Origin of the sequence: Bordetella genomosp. 13 (genome assembly GCF_002119665.1) — a bacterium.
Classification (GTDB): domain Bacteria; phylum Pseudomonadota; class Gammaproteobacteria; order Burkholderiales; family Burkholderiaceae_B; genus Bordetella.
Map to the genome: position 1 here is coordinate 4,782,616 of NZ_CP021111.1, position 15,378 is coordinate 4,797,993.

General features: G+C 67.1%; 14 protein-coding genes, 1 pseudogene, 1 CRISPR repeat array and 1 other annotated feature. Of the genes and pseudogenes, 10 read left to right on the forward strand and 5 right to left on the reverse strand.

Translation table 11 applies throughout. The features are described from left to right. Nucleotides 1–48: 48 nt before the first annotated feature. The 4 genes from ubiB to ubiE all read right to left on the reverse strand — a co-directional run bounded on the left by ubiB (nucleotide 49) and on the right by ubiE (nucleotide 4,313). Complete coding sequence (gene ubiB / locus CAL15_RS21555) at nucleotides 49–1,602, reverse strand: ubiquinone biosynthesis regulatory protein kinase UbiB (RefSeq protein ID WP_086080364.1); 1,554 nt, start codon at nucleotides 1,600–1,602, stop codon at nucleotides 49–51. Between the two features lie 4 nt (nucleotides 1,603–1,606). Beyond that, nucleotides 1,607–2,239, reverse strand: a complete 633-nt coding sequence (locus CAL15_RS21560; protein WP_086081234.1) for a ubiquinone biosynthesis accessory factor UbiJ — start codon at nucleotides 2,237–2,239, stop codon at nucleotides 1,607–1,609. 136 nt (nucleotides 2,240–2,375) lie between these two features. Further along, nucleotides 2,376–3,374 (reverse strand): Tim44 domain-containing protein, encoded by a 999-nt coding sequence (locus tag CAL15_RS21565; RefSeq protein WP_086080365.1) that lies wholly within the window; start codon nucleotides 3,372–3,374, stop codon nucleotides 2,376–2,378. 162 nt (nucleotides 3,375–3,536) lie between these two features. Next, on the reverse strand, nucleotides 3,537–4,313 hold the full coding sequence (gene ubiE / locus CAL15_RS21570) for a bifunctional demethylmenaquinone methyltransferase/2-methoxy-6-polyprenyl-1,4-benzoquinol methylase UbiE (protein ID WP_086080366.1): 777 nt from the start codon (nucleotides 4,311–4,313) through the stop codon (nucleotides 3,537–3,539). A 143-nt stretch (nucleotides 4,314–4,456) separates the two neighbouring features. Here ubiE and phoB point away from each other — a divergent pair, with 143 nt between their 5' ends. The 3 genes from phoB (at nucleotide 4,457) to serA (ending at nucleotide 7,846) form a co-directional block, all read left to right on the forward strand. Then, nucleotides 4,457–5,155, forward strand: a complete 699-nt coding sequence (phoB, locus tag CAL15_RS21575) for a phosphate regulon transcriptional regulator PhoB (RefSeq protein ID WP_086080367.1) — start codon at nucleotides 4,457–4,459, stop codon at nucleotides 5,153–5,155. A gap of 6 nt (nucleotides 5,156–5,161) precedes the next feature. Beyond that, nucleotides 5,162–6,472 (forward strand): phosphate regulon sensor histidine kinase PhoR, encoded by a 1,311-nt coding sequence (gene phoR, locus CAL15_RS21580; RefSeq protein ID WP_086080368.1) that lies wholly within the window; start codon nucleotides 5,162–5,164, stop codon nucleotides 6,470–6,472. A 177-nt stretch (nucleotides 6,473–6,649) separates the two neighbouring features. After that, nucleotides 6,650–7,846, forward strand: coding sequence for a phosphoglycerate dehydrogenase (serA, locus tag CAL15_RS21585; RefSeq protein WP_086080369.1), 1,197 nt, complete (start codon nucleotides 6,650–6,652; stop codon nucleotides 7,844–7,846). 75 nt (nucleotides 7,847–7,921) lie between these two features. Here serA and CAL15_RS21590 read toward each other — a convergent pair whose 3' ends face one another. Then, nucleotides 7,922–8,782, reverse strand: coding sequence for a LysR family transcriptional regulator (locus CAL15_RS21590; protein ID WP_086080370.1), 861 nt, complete (start codon nucleotides 8,780–8,782; stop codon nucleotides 7,922–7,924). A 116-nt stretch (nucleotides 8,783–8,898) separates the two neighbouring features. Here CAL15_RS21590 and CAL15_RS21595 point away from each other — a divergent pair, with 116 nt between their 5' ends. The 7 genes and pseudogenes from CAL15_RS21595 to CAL15_RS21625 all read left to right on the forward strand — a co-directional run bounded on the left by CAL15_RS21595 (nucleotide 8,899) and on the right by CAL15_RS21625 (nucleotide 15,327). Then, nucleotides 8,899–9,330 (forward strand): VOC family protein, encoded by a 432-nt coding sequence (locus CAL15_RS21595; protein WP_086080371.1) that lies wholly within the window; start codon nucleotides 8,899–8,901, stop codon nucleotides 9,328–9,330. Nucleotides 9,331–9,417: 87 nt separating this feature from the next. Next, nucleotides 9,418–10,182 (forward strand): 5-oxoprolinase subunit PxpB, encoded by a 765-nt coding sequence (pxpB, locus tag CAL15_RS21600; protein WP_086080372.1) that lies wholly within the window; start codon nucleotides 9,418–9,420, stop codon nucleotides 10,180–10,182. A 17-nt stretch (nucleotides 10,183–10,199) separates the two neighbouring features. After that, nucleotides 10,200–11,216, forward strand: coding sequence for a biotin-dependent carboxyltransferase family protein (locus CAL15_RS21605; RefSeq protein ID WP_086081235.1), 1,017 nt, complete (start codon nucleotides 10,200–10,202; stop codon nucleotides 11,214–11,216). 11 nt (nucleotides 11,217–11,227) lie between these two features. Next, nucleotides 11,228–11,986 carry a LamB/YcsF family protein gene (locus CAL15_RS21610; protein ID WP_086080373.1) on the forward strand — a complete coding sequence of 253 codons (759 nt, stop codon included), beginning with the start codon at nucleotides 11,228–11,230 and terminating at the stop codon, nucleotides 11,984–11,986. 19 nt (nucleotides 11,987–12,005) lie between these two features. Then, nucleotides 12,006–13,926: a CRISPR direct-repeat array (repeat unit 29 nt; unit sequence CGGTTCATCCCCGCATGCGCGGGGAACAC). 108 nt (nucleotides 13,927–14,034) lie between these two features. Next, nucleotides 14,035–14,550, forward strand: a pseudogene (locus CAL15_RS21615) (IS3 family transposase); the annotation flags it as partial. Next, nucleotides 14,326–14,442 (forward strand) — a sequence feature (AL1L pseudoknot). It overlaps the preceding pseudogene by 117 nt. A 209-nt stretch (nucleotides 14,551–14,759) precedes the next feature. Further along, complete coding sequence (locus tag CAL15_RS21620; RefSeq protein ID WP_086081236.1) at nucleotides 14,760–15,059, forward strand: type II toxin-antitoxin system RelB/DinJ family antitoxin; 300 nt, start codon at nucleotides 14,760–14,762, stop codon at nucleotides 15,057–15,059. Beyond that, nucleotides 15,043–15,327: a type II toxin-antitoxin system RelE/ParE family toxin gene (locus tag CAL15_RS21625; RefSeq protein WP_086080374.1), complete on the forward strand. Its 285-nt coding sequence runs from the start codon at nucleotides 15,043–15,045 to the stop codon at nucleotides 15,325–15,327. The genes CAL15_RS21620 and CAL15_RS21625 overlap by 17 nt, the downstream gene beginning before the upstream one ends. Nucleotides 15,328–15,378 lie beyond the last annotated feature (51 nt).

Genomic DNA, 15,378 nt, shown 5'->3' on the forward strand with positions numbered 1-15,378 from the left:
TGACAGTTTAATGACAAAACCATGACGGAACGTCTCCTGCGCTGAGTGTCATCGTGTCAGCGCCCAGATCGCCACGGCGACCGCTACGGCCAGAACCGCCGTCAGCGCCGCCAGAAGGCGGTTGCCGTCTTCCTGGGCCCGGCGCAACCGTTGCGTCTCTCGCAACAATTCCGGACCGACGTCGGGCCTGCTGAGCCGGTCATGCACCAGGCGGGGCAGTTCCGGCAACATCTGCGACCATTGCCCGGCTTCCTTGGACAGCTTCTTGCGCAGTCCGTCCAGTCCGATGCGCTGGCGCATCCAGCGTTCGAGATAGGGCTTGGCCGTTTTCCACAGATCCAGGTCAGGATCCAACTGGCGGCCCAGCCCTTCCACGTTCAGCAGGGTCTTTTGCAACAATACCAGTTGCGGCTGGATTTCGACATTGAAGCGCCGCGAGGTCTGGAACAGCCGCAGCAGCACCTGGCCCAGCGAGATCTCCGACAGCGGCCGGTCGAAGTACGGTTCGCATACCGCCCGCACGGCACCCTCGAGCTCTTCTTCGCGGGTATCGGCGGGCACCCAGCCCGACTCGATGTGCAGCTGCGCCACGCGCCGGTAGTCGCGGTGGAAGAAGGCCAGGAAATTCTGCGCGAGATAGTTCTTGTCGAACTCGGACAGCGATCCGACGATGCCGAAATCCAGCGCGATGTAGCGGCCGAGCGTCTGCGGGTCGTCCGACACGTAGATGTTGCCAGGATGCATGTCGGCATGGAAGAAGCCGTCGGTGAACACCTGCGTGAAGAATATCTCGACTCCGCTGCGCGCCAGCGTCTTGATGTCGATGCCGGCCGCGCGCAGGCGGTCTACCTGCCCGACCGGAATGCCATGCATGCGCTGCATGGTGAAGACCGTGCTGGCGGTGTACTCCCACATCACTTCGGGCACGATCAGCACGTCGCCGCGGCCCGTCTCGGGACCGAAGTTGCGGCGCAGCTGGCTGCAGTTCGAGGCCTCGCGCACCAGGTCCAGTTCGTCGTGCAGGTATTTGTCGAACTCGCCCACGACTTCGCGCGGCTTGAGACGGCGGCCATCGGGCCCCAGGCGCTCGATGATGCCGGCCACCACGCGCAGCAGCGCCATGTCCTTCTCGATGAGGCCCAGGATGCCGGGACGCAGGACCTTCACGGCCACCTCGCGGCCGTCGCGCAGCACCGCGAAATGCACCTGAGCGATGGAGGCGGAGGCCACCGGATCGATCTCGAAGTGGGCGAACAGCTCGTGCGGCGGCGCGCCCAGCGCGGCCTCGATGCTGGCGGCCGCCTGCGCCGAGGGGAATGGCGGCACGCGGTCCTGCAGCAGCGCCAGTTCGTTGGCGATGTCGGTGGGAATCAGGTCGCGGCGCGTGGACAGCACCTGTCCGAACTTGACGAACACCGGCCCCAGCGACTCGAGCGCCTGGCGCAGGCGCATGCCGCGCGGCGCGCGCGGGCGCGTGCCCAGGCGGATGACGCGCAGCAGCGCGGTAGCCACCGGATGATTGAGGCTGGACAACACCAGTTCGTCCAGGCCGTAGCGGAAAGCCACGAAGAGGATGCGAAGCAGCCGCGGCAGGATCAGCATGGCGTCATGCGCTCCGCTTGGCCGTCAGCCGCGCCAGCCGCGCGTTCAGTTCCGCGATGCGGCGCTGCAGCGCATCCGCATCCGATTGCAGGGCCGCCAGGTCGTGCCGCCATTGCTCCAGCAAAGGCTTGCCCGCCAGCATGGGCTGCTCTTCGGTGAGGTATTCGGAGACATTGGCCGCAAGGCGCTGGCCGGCCGTGCGCAGGCCGTTGGCCAGCGCGCGCGCGCCCGATGCCAGCCGCGTGGCGGGAATGTCGCCCACGACGCGCGCCAGGTCGCTCTCGGCATCCCAGCGCAGGTCGCGCGCCAGCTCGGCCACCGTCTGCGCCAGCGCGGCATCGCCCGAGATGTGCGTGACCTCGGCAAAGTCCGGCTTGCCGCCCAGCAGGCGGTCGGGCCGCAGCCTGTCGGACTGCAGCGTCAGCGTGACGTCGGGCACGATGGCCTGGTCGGCGGACGAGACGGCCCCTTGGCTGTCGATGGTGAGCGACAGGACCTGCCCTGCCAGCGCGAAGCGCACGGTCTTGCCGGCGTGCCGCGACAGGCGCTCGCGCGCCCAGGGCTCTCGCCCCAGCAGGGCATTGAGCGCGCCCGCGGCCAGGCGCGCAGGAGTAGGCAAGGCGGAAGGAAGCGACATGAAGTCCATACGGATGGCCGCCGCGACGGCCGGGCGATGAGCAAACTGGCAGTTTACCGGGTTCGCTGCACCCACGATGCGCATGAAAAACCGGCCGCGTGGGCCGGTTCGGATACCGCGGGAACCAGCGTGAAGCTTAGCTGGCGTACTCGACCGGGATCTGCTGGATACCCGCCAGCAGCCAGCCGCCTTGCGCCGGCTTGAACAGGTTCCACACTTCCTCGAAGCGGAAGGCTTCGGCGGTGGGGTCTTCGCGCAGCATGCCGGAGAAGCGCACGCTGGCCAGGTGACCGTCGGAGACGGTTTCGATACCCAGCATCTCCGCGTTCAGCAGCACGACTTCCGTCTTGTTGGGCGCACCGGCGCGGGCCTCGAGCTGCGGCTTCAGTTCGGTGATCAGGTCATCGGTCAGGTACTCGCGCAGGCGGCTGACGTCGCCGGTATCCCACAGAGCCTGGATGTTGGTGAACTGTTCCTTGGCCTGCTGCAGGAAGCGCGGGGTGTCGAAGTCGCCCGGGATGAACCAGTTGCCATCCTCGCCGGCCTTGGGCAGCGCGGCTGCGGCAGGAGCAGCCGCCGGCTGGGCCGGGGCCGGACGCAGCGCTTCGCGATGCATGGGCTGCGCGCGGGCGTTGTCGCGGTAGTTGGCGTTGCCCGCGCCGTTGCCCGCGCCCTGGAACGCATGGCGCGACTGGCTGGCGCCACGCAGGCGGCGCACGATGAAGATGACGGCGAACACCACCAGGGCGATCAGCAGCATGCTGGCCATGAACTCGGCGAAGGCGCCGGACAGGCCCAGCGACGACAGCAGGCCCGCCAGGCCCAGGCCGATGGCCAGGCCGGCGATGGGGCCGAGCCAGCGCGACGCGCCGCTGCGAGCGCCCGCAGCCGCGGCCGTGGAGCCGGCGGCGGCCGCGCCCGTGGCCGCGGTGCTGCCGGCGGCCGTGGTGTTGCTGGCAGCGGACGGAGGCGTGGTCGCCTGGCGCTGCTGCGTGACGTTGGAGGATTGGCGGCCCACGCTGCTGCCGCCGCCCGCGCGGCGCGCTTCGGCGTCGAAGGACGTCACGAGCAACGTGGCGCCCGAGACGGCGACCAGCGCCGCGGCGATGAATCGGGAAAAGGAAAGTCGGGACATTTCTAATGTGCTCCTCGAGGCGCGCCGCCCTCCCCCGCAGGAGGACCAGACGGGCCAAAGCGGCCGGCGCTTCTGTCTTACGAACCAGTTTCTTACAGAAAACTGAATAAACCTAGAATAACGGACAACGCGGGCCGCTACAAGTTCCCGGGGCCGCGCAGGTCAGTTCAGGCGCACGCCCTCGTGCAAGGCGGCCACGCCCGCCGTCAGGTTGAAGTACTGCACGCGTTCCAGCCCGGCATCGCGCAGCATGCCCGCCAGGGTGTCCTGGTCGGGGTGCATGCGGATGGATTCGGCCAGGTAGCGGTAGCTGGCTTCGTCCTTGGCGACATTCCGGCCCAGCCACGGCAACACGTTGAACGAATACCAGTCGTAGGCCGGCGCCAGCGGCTTGGCCACCCGCGAAAACTCGAGCACCAGCAGCTTGCCGCCCGGCCGCAGCACGCGCGTCATCTCGGCCAACGCCCGGTCTTTGTGCGTCATGTTGCGCAGACCGAAGGCCACGCTGACGCGGTCGAAATAGCCGTCGGGAAACGGCAGGCGCTCGGCGTCGCACACGGTGACGGGCAGCAGCAGGCCGCTGTCGGCCAAGCGGTCGCGCCCCACGCGCAGCATGGAATCGTTGATGTCGGTCAGCCAGACCTCGCCCGTGGGACCGGCGCGTCGCGCGAAGGCCCGGGCCAGATCGCCCGTGCCGCCGGCGATGTCCAGCACTTTCATGCCCGGCCGCACGGCCGCGCGACCGATGGTGAAAGCCTTCCAGACGCGATGCAGGCCGCCGGACATGAGGTCGTTCATGACGTCGTAGCGGGACGCCACCGAATGGAAGACTTCCGCCACCTTGCGCGCCTTCTCGTTTTCAGGGACGGATTGAAAGCCGAAATGGGTCGTGTCTTGCCCGGACGCCTGCGCGCCGGACGGGGAGGAAGTGTTCTGCATGGTAGGGATCCCGGTTATGGTCCAATGGTAGCCGATCCGCCACGCCGCAAGCTGCATGTCGCCAGGGATTCACATACCTGAAATATTCTGGCCATACTATCGCAACGTTCGCGCCGCGCCGGCGCACATCGGTTACTCCCCACATGTCCAGCACCATACTTGTTGTCGAAGACGAACCCGCCATCCAGGAACTGATCGCCGTCAACCTGTCGTTCGCCGGACACAAGGTTCTCCGGGCTTTCGACGCCGAGCAAGCCCAGACTCTTATCCGCGCCGAACTGCCCGACCTCATTCTGCTCGACTGGATGCTGCCCGGCACCTCGGGCCTGTCGCTGGCCCGCAAGCTGCGCGAAGACGAACGCACCCGCACCGTGCCCGTCATCATGCTGACGGCCAAGGGTTCGGAACAGGACAAGGTCGACGGCCTCGAGGCCGGCGCCGACGACTACATCACCAAGCCGTTCTCGCCCAAAGAGCTCATGGCCCGCATCAAGGCCGTGCTGCGCCGCCGCGCGCCCCAGCTCACGGACGACATCATCGACGTCGCGGGCCTGAAGCTCGATCCGGTCACGCACCGCCTGTCGGGCAACGCCCAGCAGCTGCAGATCGGCCCCACCGAATTCCGCCTGCTGCACTTCTTCATGACGCACCCCGAGCGCGTGTTCTCGCGTTCGCAACTGCTCGACCAGGTGTGGGGCGACCACGTCTTCGTCGAAGAGCGCACCGTCGACGTGCACATTCGCCGCCTGCGCAAGGCGCTCGAGCCCAGCGGCCACGACATCCACGTGGAAACCGTCCGCGGCAGCGGCTACCGCTTCACCGCCCAGCTGCCCGCGCGCTGATCCTCGATGATCTGGCTGCGCACGTTGATGCTGATCGCTCTCTGGGCGGTCATTTCGGCGCTTGCCGAATGGTTGCTGGGCAATCCTTTCGGCTGGATCCTGTTCAGCGTGGCGATGGTCGCCATCGTACTGTGGCGCAGCTGGCGGCTGCAGCGGGTGGCGCGCTGGGCCCAACATCCGGAAACCTCTCCGCCCGTCGCGGTGGGCGCGTGGGACGACATCCTCGCGCCGCTGTACCGGCACCTGCGCGCCCGCGCGCGCGACCTGGCCGATACCCGCGACGCCATGCAGAGCATGCTGGCCGCGGCGCAGGCGCTGCCCGACGGCGTGGTCACGCTCAACGAAGATTTCCAGATCGACTGGTGCAACCGCATGGCGCGGCGCCACCTGGGGCTGCGCCTGCCCGCCGACCGCGGCCACAATCTGCTGAACCTGCTGCGCTCGCCGGAATTCGTGGCCTACGCGCACAGCAACGACTGGCCCGAGCCCATCCTGCTGCGCCTGTCGCAGAACGGCCAGGAACGCGTGATGATGATCCAGCTGACGTCGTACGCCAGCGACCAGCGCCTGCTGATCTCGCGCGACGTCACCCAGATCGAGAAGCTCGAGACCACCCGCCGCGACTTCGTGGCCAACGTCTCGCACGAATTGCGCACGCCCCTGACGGTGCTGTCCGGCTTCCTCGAAACCCTGCGCGACATGCCGGCCGACTCGCTGCCCGCCGCGCAGCGCGACCAGTACGTGGGCATGATGCACGAGCAGGCGCAGCGCATGCAGGCCATCGTCGAAGACCTGCTCACGCTGTCCACGCTCGAATCCTCGCCCAGCGCCGACCCTGTGGCGGTGGACATGACGCAGACCCTGCAGAACGCCCGCCAGCAGGTCGAGGCGTTGTCGGGCGGACGCCATACGTTCGAGTGGCACATCGATCCCCACCTGCATCTGCTGGGCAGCGGCAGCGAACTAGCGTCGGCCGTGTCCAACCTGCTGACGAACGCGGTGCGCTACACGCCCGATGGCGGACGCATCACCGTGCGCTGGCGTCCCGAAGAGGACGGCTCGGCGTGTTATAGCGTGCAGGACACCGGCATCGGCATTCCGGCGCGCCACATCCCGCGCCTCACCGAGCGCTTCTACCGCGTCGACCGCGGCCGGTCCCGCGCGGTGGGCGGCACGGGCCTGGGCCTGGCCATCACCAAGCACATCGCCATGCGCCACGACGCGACGCTGTTCATCGAAAGCGAACCGGGCAAAGGCAGCACCTTCTCCCTGCGCTTCCCGCCCGAACGCGTGGCGCGCAACGAGACGCCGGCCTGATCGCGCCCCGGGCGCATCATCAATGAAGCGGCGAGCGCGCGGCCTGGCGGCCGCCCTCGGCCTTCGCATCCGGCCGCAGGGGCATTCGCCCCACGGCCTCCATGGCTTCTTGCACCGCAGCAACACAACTGGGCCACAATGGACGGTCGTATTTCTTCTGCATGAGGTCCGGCAGCCATGACCAAGATCGTCCTGTTCGAGAACATCCATCCCAGCGCGCGCGCCGTCTTCGAGGCGGCCGGCTACACCGACGTCGTCACGCATGCCTCGGCGCTGCCGCCGGCGCAATTGCGCGACGCCCTGCGCGGCGCCGAAGTGGTCGGCATCCGTTCGCGCACGCATCTGGATGCCGAACTGCTGTCGGGACCCGACCTGCGCGTGGTGGGCTGCTTCTGCATCGGCACCAACCAGGTCGACCTGGACTCCGCCATGTTGCGCGGCGTGCCAGTCTTCAACGCCCCCTTCTCGAATACCCGCTCGGTGGCTGAACTCGTGCTGGGCGAGGCGATCCTGCTGCTGCGCCGCATCCCTGAAAAGAACACGCGCGTGCACGCCGGCCACTGGGACAAGACCGCCGCCGGCGCCTTCGAGGCGCGCGGCAAGACGCTGGGCATCATCGGTTACGGCAACATCGGCTCGCAGATCGGCACCCTGGCCGAGGCCGTGGGCATGCGGGTCACCTTCTTCGACGTCGAGGCCAAGCTGCCGCTGGGCAACGCGCGCCAGGCCGGCTCGCTGGACGAACTGCTGCAGCAGTCCGACGTGGTCACCCTGCACGTGCCCGGCGGCAAGAGCACCGAGAACATCATGAATGCCGAGACGCTGGCGCGCATGCGCCGCGGCGCCATTCTCATCAACGCCTCGCGCGGCACCGTGGTCGACCTGCAGGCTTTGCGCGACGCGCTGCAGTCCGGGCACCTGGCCGGCGCGGCGCTGGACGTCTTTCCCGTCGAACCAAAAAGCGCGGACGAGCCGCTGTCCAGCCCGCTGGTGGGCATGCCCAACGTCATCCTCACGCCTCACATCGGCGGCAGCACACAGGAATCGCAAGAGGCCATCGGCCGCGAAGTCGCCGAGAAACTGGTGCGCTTCATCCAGGCCGGCACCACCAAGACGGCCGTCAACTTCCCCGAACTGCCCTATCTCGAACCCATGGGCGGCACGCGCGTCCTGCACGTGCACCGCAACGCCCCCGGAGCCCTGGGCGCGCTGGACAACCTGATGGCTCAACACGGACTGAACATCGTCAGCCAGAGCCTGCAGACCCGCGGACAGGTGGGCTACGTCATCACCGACGTGGAAGGCAAGGTGGACGACGTCGTGATGGCCGCGCTGTGCAGCCATCCGGTCACGATACGCTGCGATCGGCTCTAGGGCCAGTCAAGCCCGGGCGCAACCCGGCCCGGGCTCATGTCTTGCATCCCGCTCGCGCCGATCCGACGGAATCGTTCAGCGCGCCGCGTCCGCCAGGCACTGCACCAGGTGGGCGGCCAGCGGTGCGCGGTCGAACGGCACGCGGGCGATCACGCCCAGCTCGCGGCAGAACGAGGGCTCGCCCAGGTCCAGCAGGCGCAGTCCGCGCGTAAGCATTTGCCGCGTGCGCGGCATCAGCGCCACGCCCAGCCCCTCGCGCACCAGGTTGGCGATGGCATCGAGCTCGTCCAGTTCCAGCGCCTCGTGCACGGTCAGGCGCTGCTTCTTCAGGAATCCATCGACCAGGCGGCCGCCGAACGACGAACGGTCGTAGCGGATGAAGGGCTGCGTGGACAGCAGCTGGCGCCACGGCGCCTGCGGCAGCGCGCGCGACACCGCCAGCACCATCGGCTCGCGCACCAGGGGTTGCCAGCCCAGCTCGGGCGGCAGCGCGAACGGCGGGCGCAGCATCACAGCCAGATCGACCTCGCCCGAATCGACCTGACCCAGCAGGTTCAGCGACACGCCCGGCACGACGCGCACGCGCACGTCGGGATAGGCCTGCCGGAAGCCTTTCATCGCTCGCACCAGCAGGGCCTGCTGCGCCGACGCAATGGCGCCCACGCGCAGCAGGCCGCTGACGCGCCCCGCCCCGGCCATGCCCACCATGCGGTCGGACATGGCCACCAGGGCCTCGGCCTGCGGCAGGATCTCGCGGCCATGCGTGTTCAGCTCGGCCGACTTGGCGGTGCGGTCGAACAGCGACACGCCCAGGTGCTCTTCTAGCCGGCGTATCTGCGCGCTGACGGCGGACTGCGTCAGCCCCAGCTGGCGGCCAGCGGCGGTGAAGGAGCCTTCGCGAGCCACCGCGATGAAGGTTTTGAATTCGCGGATCACTATCGATATTTTTTATGCTCAGGCTCAAAAAATATCGTTTTCCAATCAAAAAAACAATCCTTACACTAAGCCGTCATCAACTTTGCTTTAATCCTCGTCTGACCGGAGTGTTTGCAATGACTGCCCAAGCCGCCCTGCCCCCTTTCCACCTGGCCTTCCCCGTCCGCGACCTGGCCGAAGCGCGCAAGTTCTATGGCGAACTGCTGGGCTGTAGCGAAGGCCGCAGCTCGCCGGAGTGGGTGGACTTCAACTTCTACGGCCACCAGATCGTCGCCCACCTGTCGCCCGACGAATGCGGCCACAAGGCCACCAGCGCGGTCGATTCGCACAACGTGCCCGTGCGCCACTTCGGCGCCGTGCTGTCGATGGAAGAATGGGAAGCCATGGCCAAGAAGCTGACCGACGCCGGCACCGACTTCGTCATCGAGCCCTACATCCGCTTCAAGGGCGAAGTGGGCGAGCAGGCCACCATGTTCTTCCTGGATCCGTCGGGCAATGCCCTGGAATTCAAGGCGTTCAAGAACATCGAGTCGCTGTTCGCGAAGTAAGCTGCTGTTTTCGAGCAATGCCGCCGGCGCCCGAGGGCGCCGGCATTCCATCAACCCACCATCCGGCCCACGCCGCGGACGACACGATTGAGCAACGCCGCAGCTCCCCATGCCGGTTCCGCCTCCGACGCCAACCCCGGCGCCCCGCATCCGGAAACCCCCTGGCGCATACAGGCGCAGGGCGACCGGTGCGTGCTGATACGTTTCGGCGACACGCTGGACGTGCACACGGGACAGGTCTGCCTGGCCGCGGCGCGCATGCTGCGCGACGCGCAGCTACCGGGCGTTACCGACATCGTTCCGTCTTTCACGGCCGTGGCCGTGCACTATCGGCCCACGGGCGACGGCCCCACCCATAGCCAGCTGGCGGCTCGCATCGAGCGCGCCTTGGCCTCCGGCATCCAGCCCGATGCGGCGGCGGGCCGCCTGATCGAAATCCCCGTCTGCTACGGCGGCGAACACGGGCCCGACCTGGCCGAAGTGGCGCAACATGCCGGCGTCACGCCGGACGAGGTGGTGGCCATGCACAGCGGGCCGGCCAGCATGGTGTTCATGCTGGGCTTCGCACCGGGCCATGCCTATATCGGCATCCATGACGAACGGCTGGCCATTCCGCGGCGCGCCACCCCTCGCATGGCCATCCCCGCCGGCGCGGTAGCCGTGGCCAACCGTCAGACGGTCATCTATCCGGGCAACCTGCCAGGCGGGTGGAACGTCATCGGCGCCACGCCGCTGGTGCTGTTCGATCCCGCGCGCGAGCCCGCCGCGCTGCTGGCCCCAGGGGATCGCATCCGCTTCGTGCCGATCGGCGCCGATCAGTTCGCGAGCATGCGCGCCGAGGAGAAGTCATGAGCTCCGCGGAACGCGCCATGGGCCTCACCGTGCTCAAACCCGGCATGCTGTCGTCCTTCCAGGACACGGGCCGCACGGGCTTGCAACACCTGGGCATCCCGGTGGCCGGCGCCATGGACGAACGCGCGCACAGGCTGGCCAATCTGCTGGCCGGCAATACGGCGTCGCACGCTACCCTTGAAATCACGCTGGTCGGCCCGACGCTGCGCTTCGATGCGCCCGCGTGCCTGGCCATCGGCGGCGCCGACCTGGGCGCGACACTGAACGGCATTGCCGTGCCGCCCCTGCGCCCGATGCTGGCGCGCCAGGGCGACGTACTCGCCTTCGCCACGCGGCCGCGGCACGAGCGCGGGGTGCGCGCCTATCTGGCCGTGCATGGCGGCTATGAGCTCGAGCCCGTCATGGGCAGCGAAAGCACCTATCTGCGCAGCGGCTTCGGCGGCTGGCACGGCCGCGCCCTGAACAAGGACGACCGCCTCCCGCTGCGCCGCCCGCTGCAAGGCGACGACGCCGCGATGCAAGCGCTGGCCGGCGCGCTGGACGACCTGCGCATCTATCTGCCCGCGCCCCTGGTGCACATGCCGCGCCAGGCCCTGCGCATACTGCCGGGCGCACACTGGGACGCCTTCGACGCGGACTCGCGGCGACGCCTGGTGGAAGAGGCCTTCCAGATCAGCCCGCAGTCGGATCGCATGGGGTACCGCCTCACGGGCCCGAACCTGGCGCTGAGCAAGCCGCGCGAGATGCTGTCCGAAGCCGCGAGCTTCGGCACTATCCAGGTACCCGCGGGCGGCCAGCCCATCATCCTGATGGCCGACCGCCAGACCACCGGGGGCTATCCCAAGATCGCGCAAGTGGCCAGCGCCGACCTGCCGCTGCTGGCGCAATACGCGCCCGGCCAGTCCGTGAGATTCGCGATGATCGGGCTGGAAGAAGCGCAGCGCCTGGACAACGCGCGCGAGCGCGCCTATCGCGACCTGTCATCATCCCTGCAAGCCTTGCGCGAACTGCTCGCGCAGCACGCGCCACTATGACGGAGCCTGCCATGAAATCCACCATCGACCTGAACTGCGACATGGGCGAGAGCTACGGCGCCTGGCGCATGGGCAACGACGAAGCGGTGCTGCGCTACGTCACGTCGGCCAACATAGCCTGTGGCTTTCACGGCGGCGACCCCGCCACCATGCGCAAGACCGTGGCCGCCGCGCTGGCGCAGGGCGTGGCCGTGGGCGCCCATCCCAGCCTGCAGGACCTGGCAGGCTTCGGGCGCCGCGTCATCCAGGTGTCGCCGCAGGAAGCGTACGACGCCCTGGTCTACCAGGTCGGCGCGCTGGCTGGCGTGGCCGCTTCGCAAGGCGCGCGGCTGCATCACGTAAAGGCGCACGGCGCGCTGTACAACATGGCCGCCAAGGACCTGGAACTGGCCCGCGCGCTGTGCCAGGCCGTGCATGACGTGGACAGCGACCTGGTGCTGTACGGCTTGGCCGGCAGCCGCTGGATAGAGGCCGCCGAGTCAGTGGGCCTGCGCACCGCGCAGGAGGTGTTCGCCGATCGTACTTACCAGCCAGACGGCTCGCTCACCTCGCGCAGCCGGCCCGACGCCATGATCACCGACCTGGACGCGTCGATCGAACAGGTGCTGGGCATGGTGCAGGACGGCGCCGTGCGCGCCACGGATGGCACGCGCGTGCCGCTGCGGCCCGACACGCTGTGCATCCATGGCGATCAGCCCGGCGCCGAAGCGTTCGCGGCAGGGATACGCAAGGCGTTGGAAGAGGCGGGGATTGAGGTGCGGGCGGTGTAGCCGCCATCGGCTGCGACGTCGGTTAATCTCCGCATGCGCGGGGAACACCGGCACGCAGATCACCCTGATTGGAAACACTGCGGTTCATCCCCGCATGCGCGGGGAACACGCGGCAGCCCTGTACCAAGCCCCTCCGCTGACCAGTTCATCCCCGCATGCGCGGGGAACACTTGCGGCGCGCCGTCGCCGGCCGTATCTCCGTCGGTTCATCCCCGCATGCGCGGGGAACACCCTCCGCTATCAGCCCTGAACCGTGCGACATCCGGTTCATCCCCGCATGCGCGGGGAACACTCCAGTCCGAAACCGGCCCGTGCCCGTCGTTTTCGGTTCATCCCCGCATGCGCGGGGAACACGGCAGCGTGACGTCGCGAGCCAGGGGCTGAGGCGGTTCATCCCCGCATGCGCGGGGAACACATGACCTCGAAGGCATGACCGCCGCCCGCCAGCGGTTCATCCCCGCATGCGCGGGGAACACGCAAACCTGCCCATCATGCGCATCGATGGCGCCGGTTCATCCCCGCATGCGCGGGGAACACTCCATGTCGATGAGGTTGCGGCCGTCCGGCGCCGGTTCATCCCCGCATGCGCGGGGAACACGTCGGGAGCGCCGCGGTCAGCGCGGCCTCAAACGGTTCATCCCCGCATGCGCGGGGAACACTGGGCGGCGAGCAGGCGCCCGCACTGCGGTGTCGGTTCATCCCCGCATGCGCGGGGAACACTCGGTGCCCGAGCTCGCCACCTGCAGCCGGAACGGTTCATCCCCGCATGCGCGGGGAACACATCGCCGCGCGTGTCGCCATGGGTAAGGTGTTCGGTTCATCCCCGCATGCGCGGGGAACACCACGGTCAGCGTGACCTCGCGCTCGCCGAAATCGGTTCATCCCCGCATGCGCGGGGAACACGACGGACGGACGTCCATGGTGTGACGGAGCGCCGGCTCATCCCCGCATGCGCGGGGAACACGCCCGGCTGGCGCGCCTGCATCACGTGACGTGCGGTTCATCCCCGCATGCGCGGGGAACACAGTGGGGCGACCTGCGGGACCCAGCCAGCACGCGGTTCATCCCCGCATGCGCGGGGAACACACCAACGAGGATCGCGAGGACGTCATCAATATCGGTTCATCCCCGCATGCGCGGGGAACACCTGGGCTTCACGCCCGGCGCGATCCATGGTCACGGTTCATCCCCGCATGCGCGGGGAACACTGGCGCGACGCCTGCACCCAGTGCGCGATGGTCGGTTCATCCCCGCATGCGCGGGGAACACGGTGTCCAGGCCGTAGGCGGCGGCAAAGGCGGCGGTTCATCCCCGCATGCGCGGGGAACACACGTCTGCCGAGGGCATCAAAATTCTACATCACGGTTCATCCCCGCATGCGCGGGGAACACGCGTTGGGGGCAACCGTGTCGCGCCAGCGTGACGGTTCATCCCCGCATGCGCGGGGAACACCACGTGGTCGGCTATCGGAAGCCGGACGGTACCGGTTCATCCCCGCATGCGCGGGGAACACTTCATTCCAAAGAATCAGGCGGCAGGTTTGGCCGGTTCATCCCCGCATGCGCGGGGAACACGTTGATAGAAGGCTGACCATGCGAACGCCGACCGGTTCATCCCCGCATGCGCGGGGAACACTTTCCGGTTTTGTCGCCGTGCGGATCATCCATCGGTTCATCCCCGCATGCGCGGGGAACACCTTTCTGAGACTGGACACCATGACCAAAATAACGGTTCATCCCCGCATGCGCGGGGAACACGCTGGCACGGCACCTTGAAAACCTCGTCTCCCCGGTTCATCCCCGCATGCGCGGGGAACACGTTGACCGAAGAATAACCATGCGCACGCCTACCGGTTCATCCCCGCATGCGCGGGGAACACATCCATAATGAATTCAATGACATCCTCTTCTTCGGTTCATCCCCGCATGCGCGGGGAACACACTTAGCATAACCCTATATTTTTAAAGAACAAATTTCCCTCTCAAGAATCTACCGATTTATACCTGTGAACCGCCCCGGGTTTTGCGGAGGCTCCAACTCTTGACAAAATGCGAGCCACGAGCAAGGGCAACGAACAAGTTCTGCCCGGAAGTGCGCGAGTTCGCCGTGCGTCTGGTGCAGCGATCCCGCAGCGAGTATCCGTCGCTACGGGCGACGGTCGAGTCCATCGCGCCCAAGACTGGCTGCTCGGCCCAGAAGCTGCTGACCTGCGGCAAGCGCCACGAGGCCGACAGCGGACAGCGCGAAGGCGTCACCACCGGCGAGCGGGAACGAATCAAGGAACTGGAGCGGGAGAATCGCGAACTGCGCCGGGCCAACGACATCCGACGCACGGCCAGTGCTCTTTTCGCGCCGGCGAAACTCGACCGCAAGTTGAAGTGGTGAACACCTATATCGACCGGCACCGGAAGGTTCACGGGGTCGAGCCGATCTCCAAAGTGTTGCAGACCGCCCCGTTGGCCTACCGACGCCATGCCGCGCGACTGCGTGATCCGTCACGACGCATCGGTCGCCCCCGCCGCTACGAACAACTCACGCCGCACGTCCAGCGGGTCGGGCAGGAGAAGCGGGGCAAGGCCACGCAGGGGTTTCAATGTCCACCGCAATGATGAAGACAAGCGCGAGACGCCACGCAAAGTAACCTCGTCCTGTACATGAAACCCGCATGGCGGGTGAAGATGAGCTGTTTGGCATGCGGTACGTCGGTGAGGGCAAGCTTGTGCGCATCTCAATTGAGATGCAAAATGACGAAACTTCATTGGAACGCATAAACATGGCTCACACCTCAATGCTGCACATCCGTGTGGACGACGAACTGAAAGCCGCCGCTGCCGCTACGCTTGCCAACGTCGGACTGACGGTATCGGATGCCGTGCGTATCTTGCTAACCCGCATTGCCAAGGAAGGCGGGCTTCCCGCTGGTTTGGCCGTCGATCCCGCAGCCTATGACGATTGGTTTCGAGCCAAGGTACAGGAAGCCGTGGATGACAAGCGCCCCACAACGCCACACAAGCAAGTGATGGACAAGGCACAGGCCATCATCGACAGGAAACGCCGTGCCAGCAAAGCTTGAGTGGAAGCAGATTGCACAGGAGGAATTCCTTCAGCATATCGACTACATCGCGGACGAAAGTCCCGATGCGGCGCAGAAACTGAAGGACGAAGTCGAATCCAAAGTCAACGAACTACCCGAGCATCCCAAGCTGTATCGTCCTGGCCGTGTGCCAGGCACCCGCGAAATGGTGGTGCGCGCCAACTACATCGTCGTCTACGAAGAGGACGAAACCATGGTCACGGTCTTGCGCGTGCTGCACGCGGCGCAACTTTATCCTCCGCAATAGGAATGCTTGAAAGGCTTCCGACCTGCCGTGGCCGCCTGTTCCTTGCCATAA

What these genes read in the sequence shown, in the direction of transcription:
- ubiB (WP_086080364.1), bottom strand. Translation starts at nt 1,602, where the DNA reads ATGCTGATCCTGCCGCGGCTGCTTCGCATCCTCTTCGTGGCTTTCCGC.
- CAL15_RS21560 (WP_086081234.1), bottom strand. Translation starts at nt 2,239, where the DNA reads ATGTCGCTTCCTTCCGCCTTGCCTACTCCTGCGCGCCTGGCCGCGGGC.
- CAL15_RS21565 (WP_086080365.1), bottom strand. Translation starts at nt 3,374, where the DNA reads ATGTCCCGACTTTCCTTTTCCCGATTCATCGCCGCGGCGCTGGTCGCC.
- ubiE (WP_086080366.1), bottom strand. Translation starts at nt 4,313, where the DNA reads ATGCAGAACACTTCCTCCCCGTCCGGCGCGCAGGCGTCCGGGCAAGAC.
- phoB (WP_086080367.1), top strand. Translation starts at nt 4,457, where the DNA reads ATGTCCAGCACCATACTTGTTGTCGAAGACGAACCCGCCATCCAGGAA.
- phoR (WP_086080368.1), top strand. Translation starts at nt 5,162, where the DNA reads ATGATCTGGCTGCGCACGTTGATGCTGATCGCTCTCTGGGCGGTCATT.
- serA (WP_086080369.1), top strand. Translation starts at nt 6,650, where the DNA reads ATGACCAAGATCGTCCTGTTCGAGAACATCCATCCCAGCGCGCGCGCC.
- CAL15_RS21595 (WP_086080371.1), top strand. Translation starts at nt 8,899, where the DNA reads ATGACTGCCCAAGCCGCCCTGCCCCCTTTCCACCTGGCCTTCCCCGTC.
- CAL15_RS21605 (WP_086081235.1), top strand. Translation starts at nt 10,200, where the DNA reads ATGGGCCTCACCGTGCTCAAACCCGGCATGCTGTCGTCCTTCCAGGAC.
- CAL15_RS21610 (WP_086080373.1), top strand. Translation starts at nt 11,228, where the DNA reads ATGAAATCCACCATCGACCTGAACTGCGACATGGGCGAGAGCTACGGC.
- CAL15_RS21620 (WP_086081236.1), top strand. Translation starts at nt 14,760, where the DNA reads ATGGCTCACACCTCAATGCTGCACATCCGTGTGGACGACGAACTGAAA.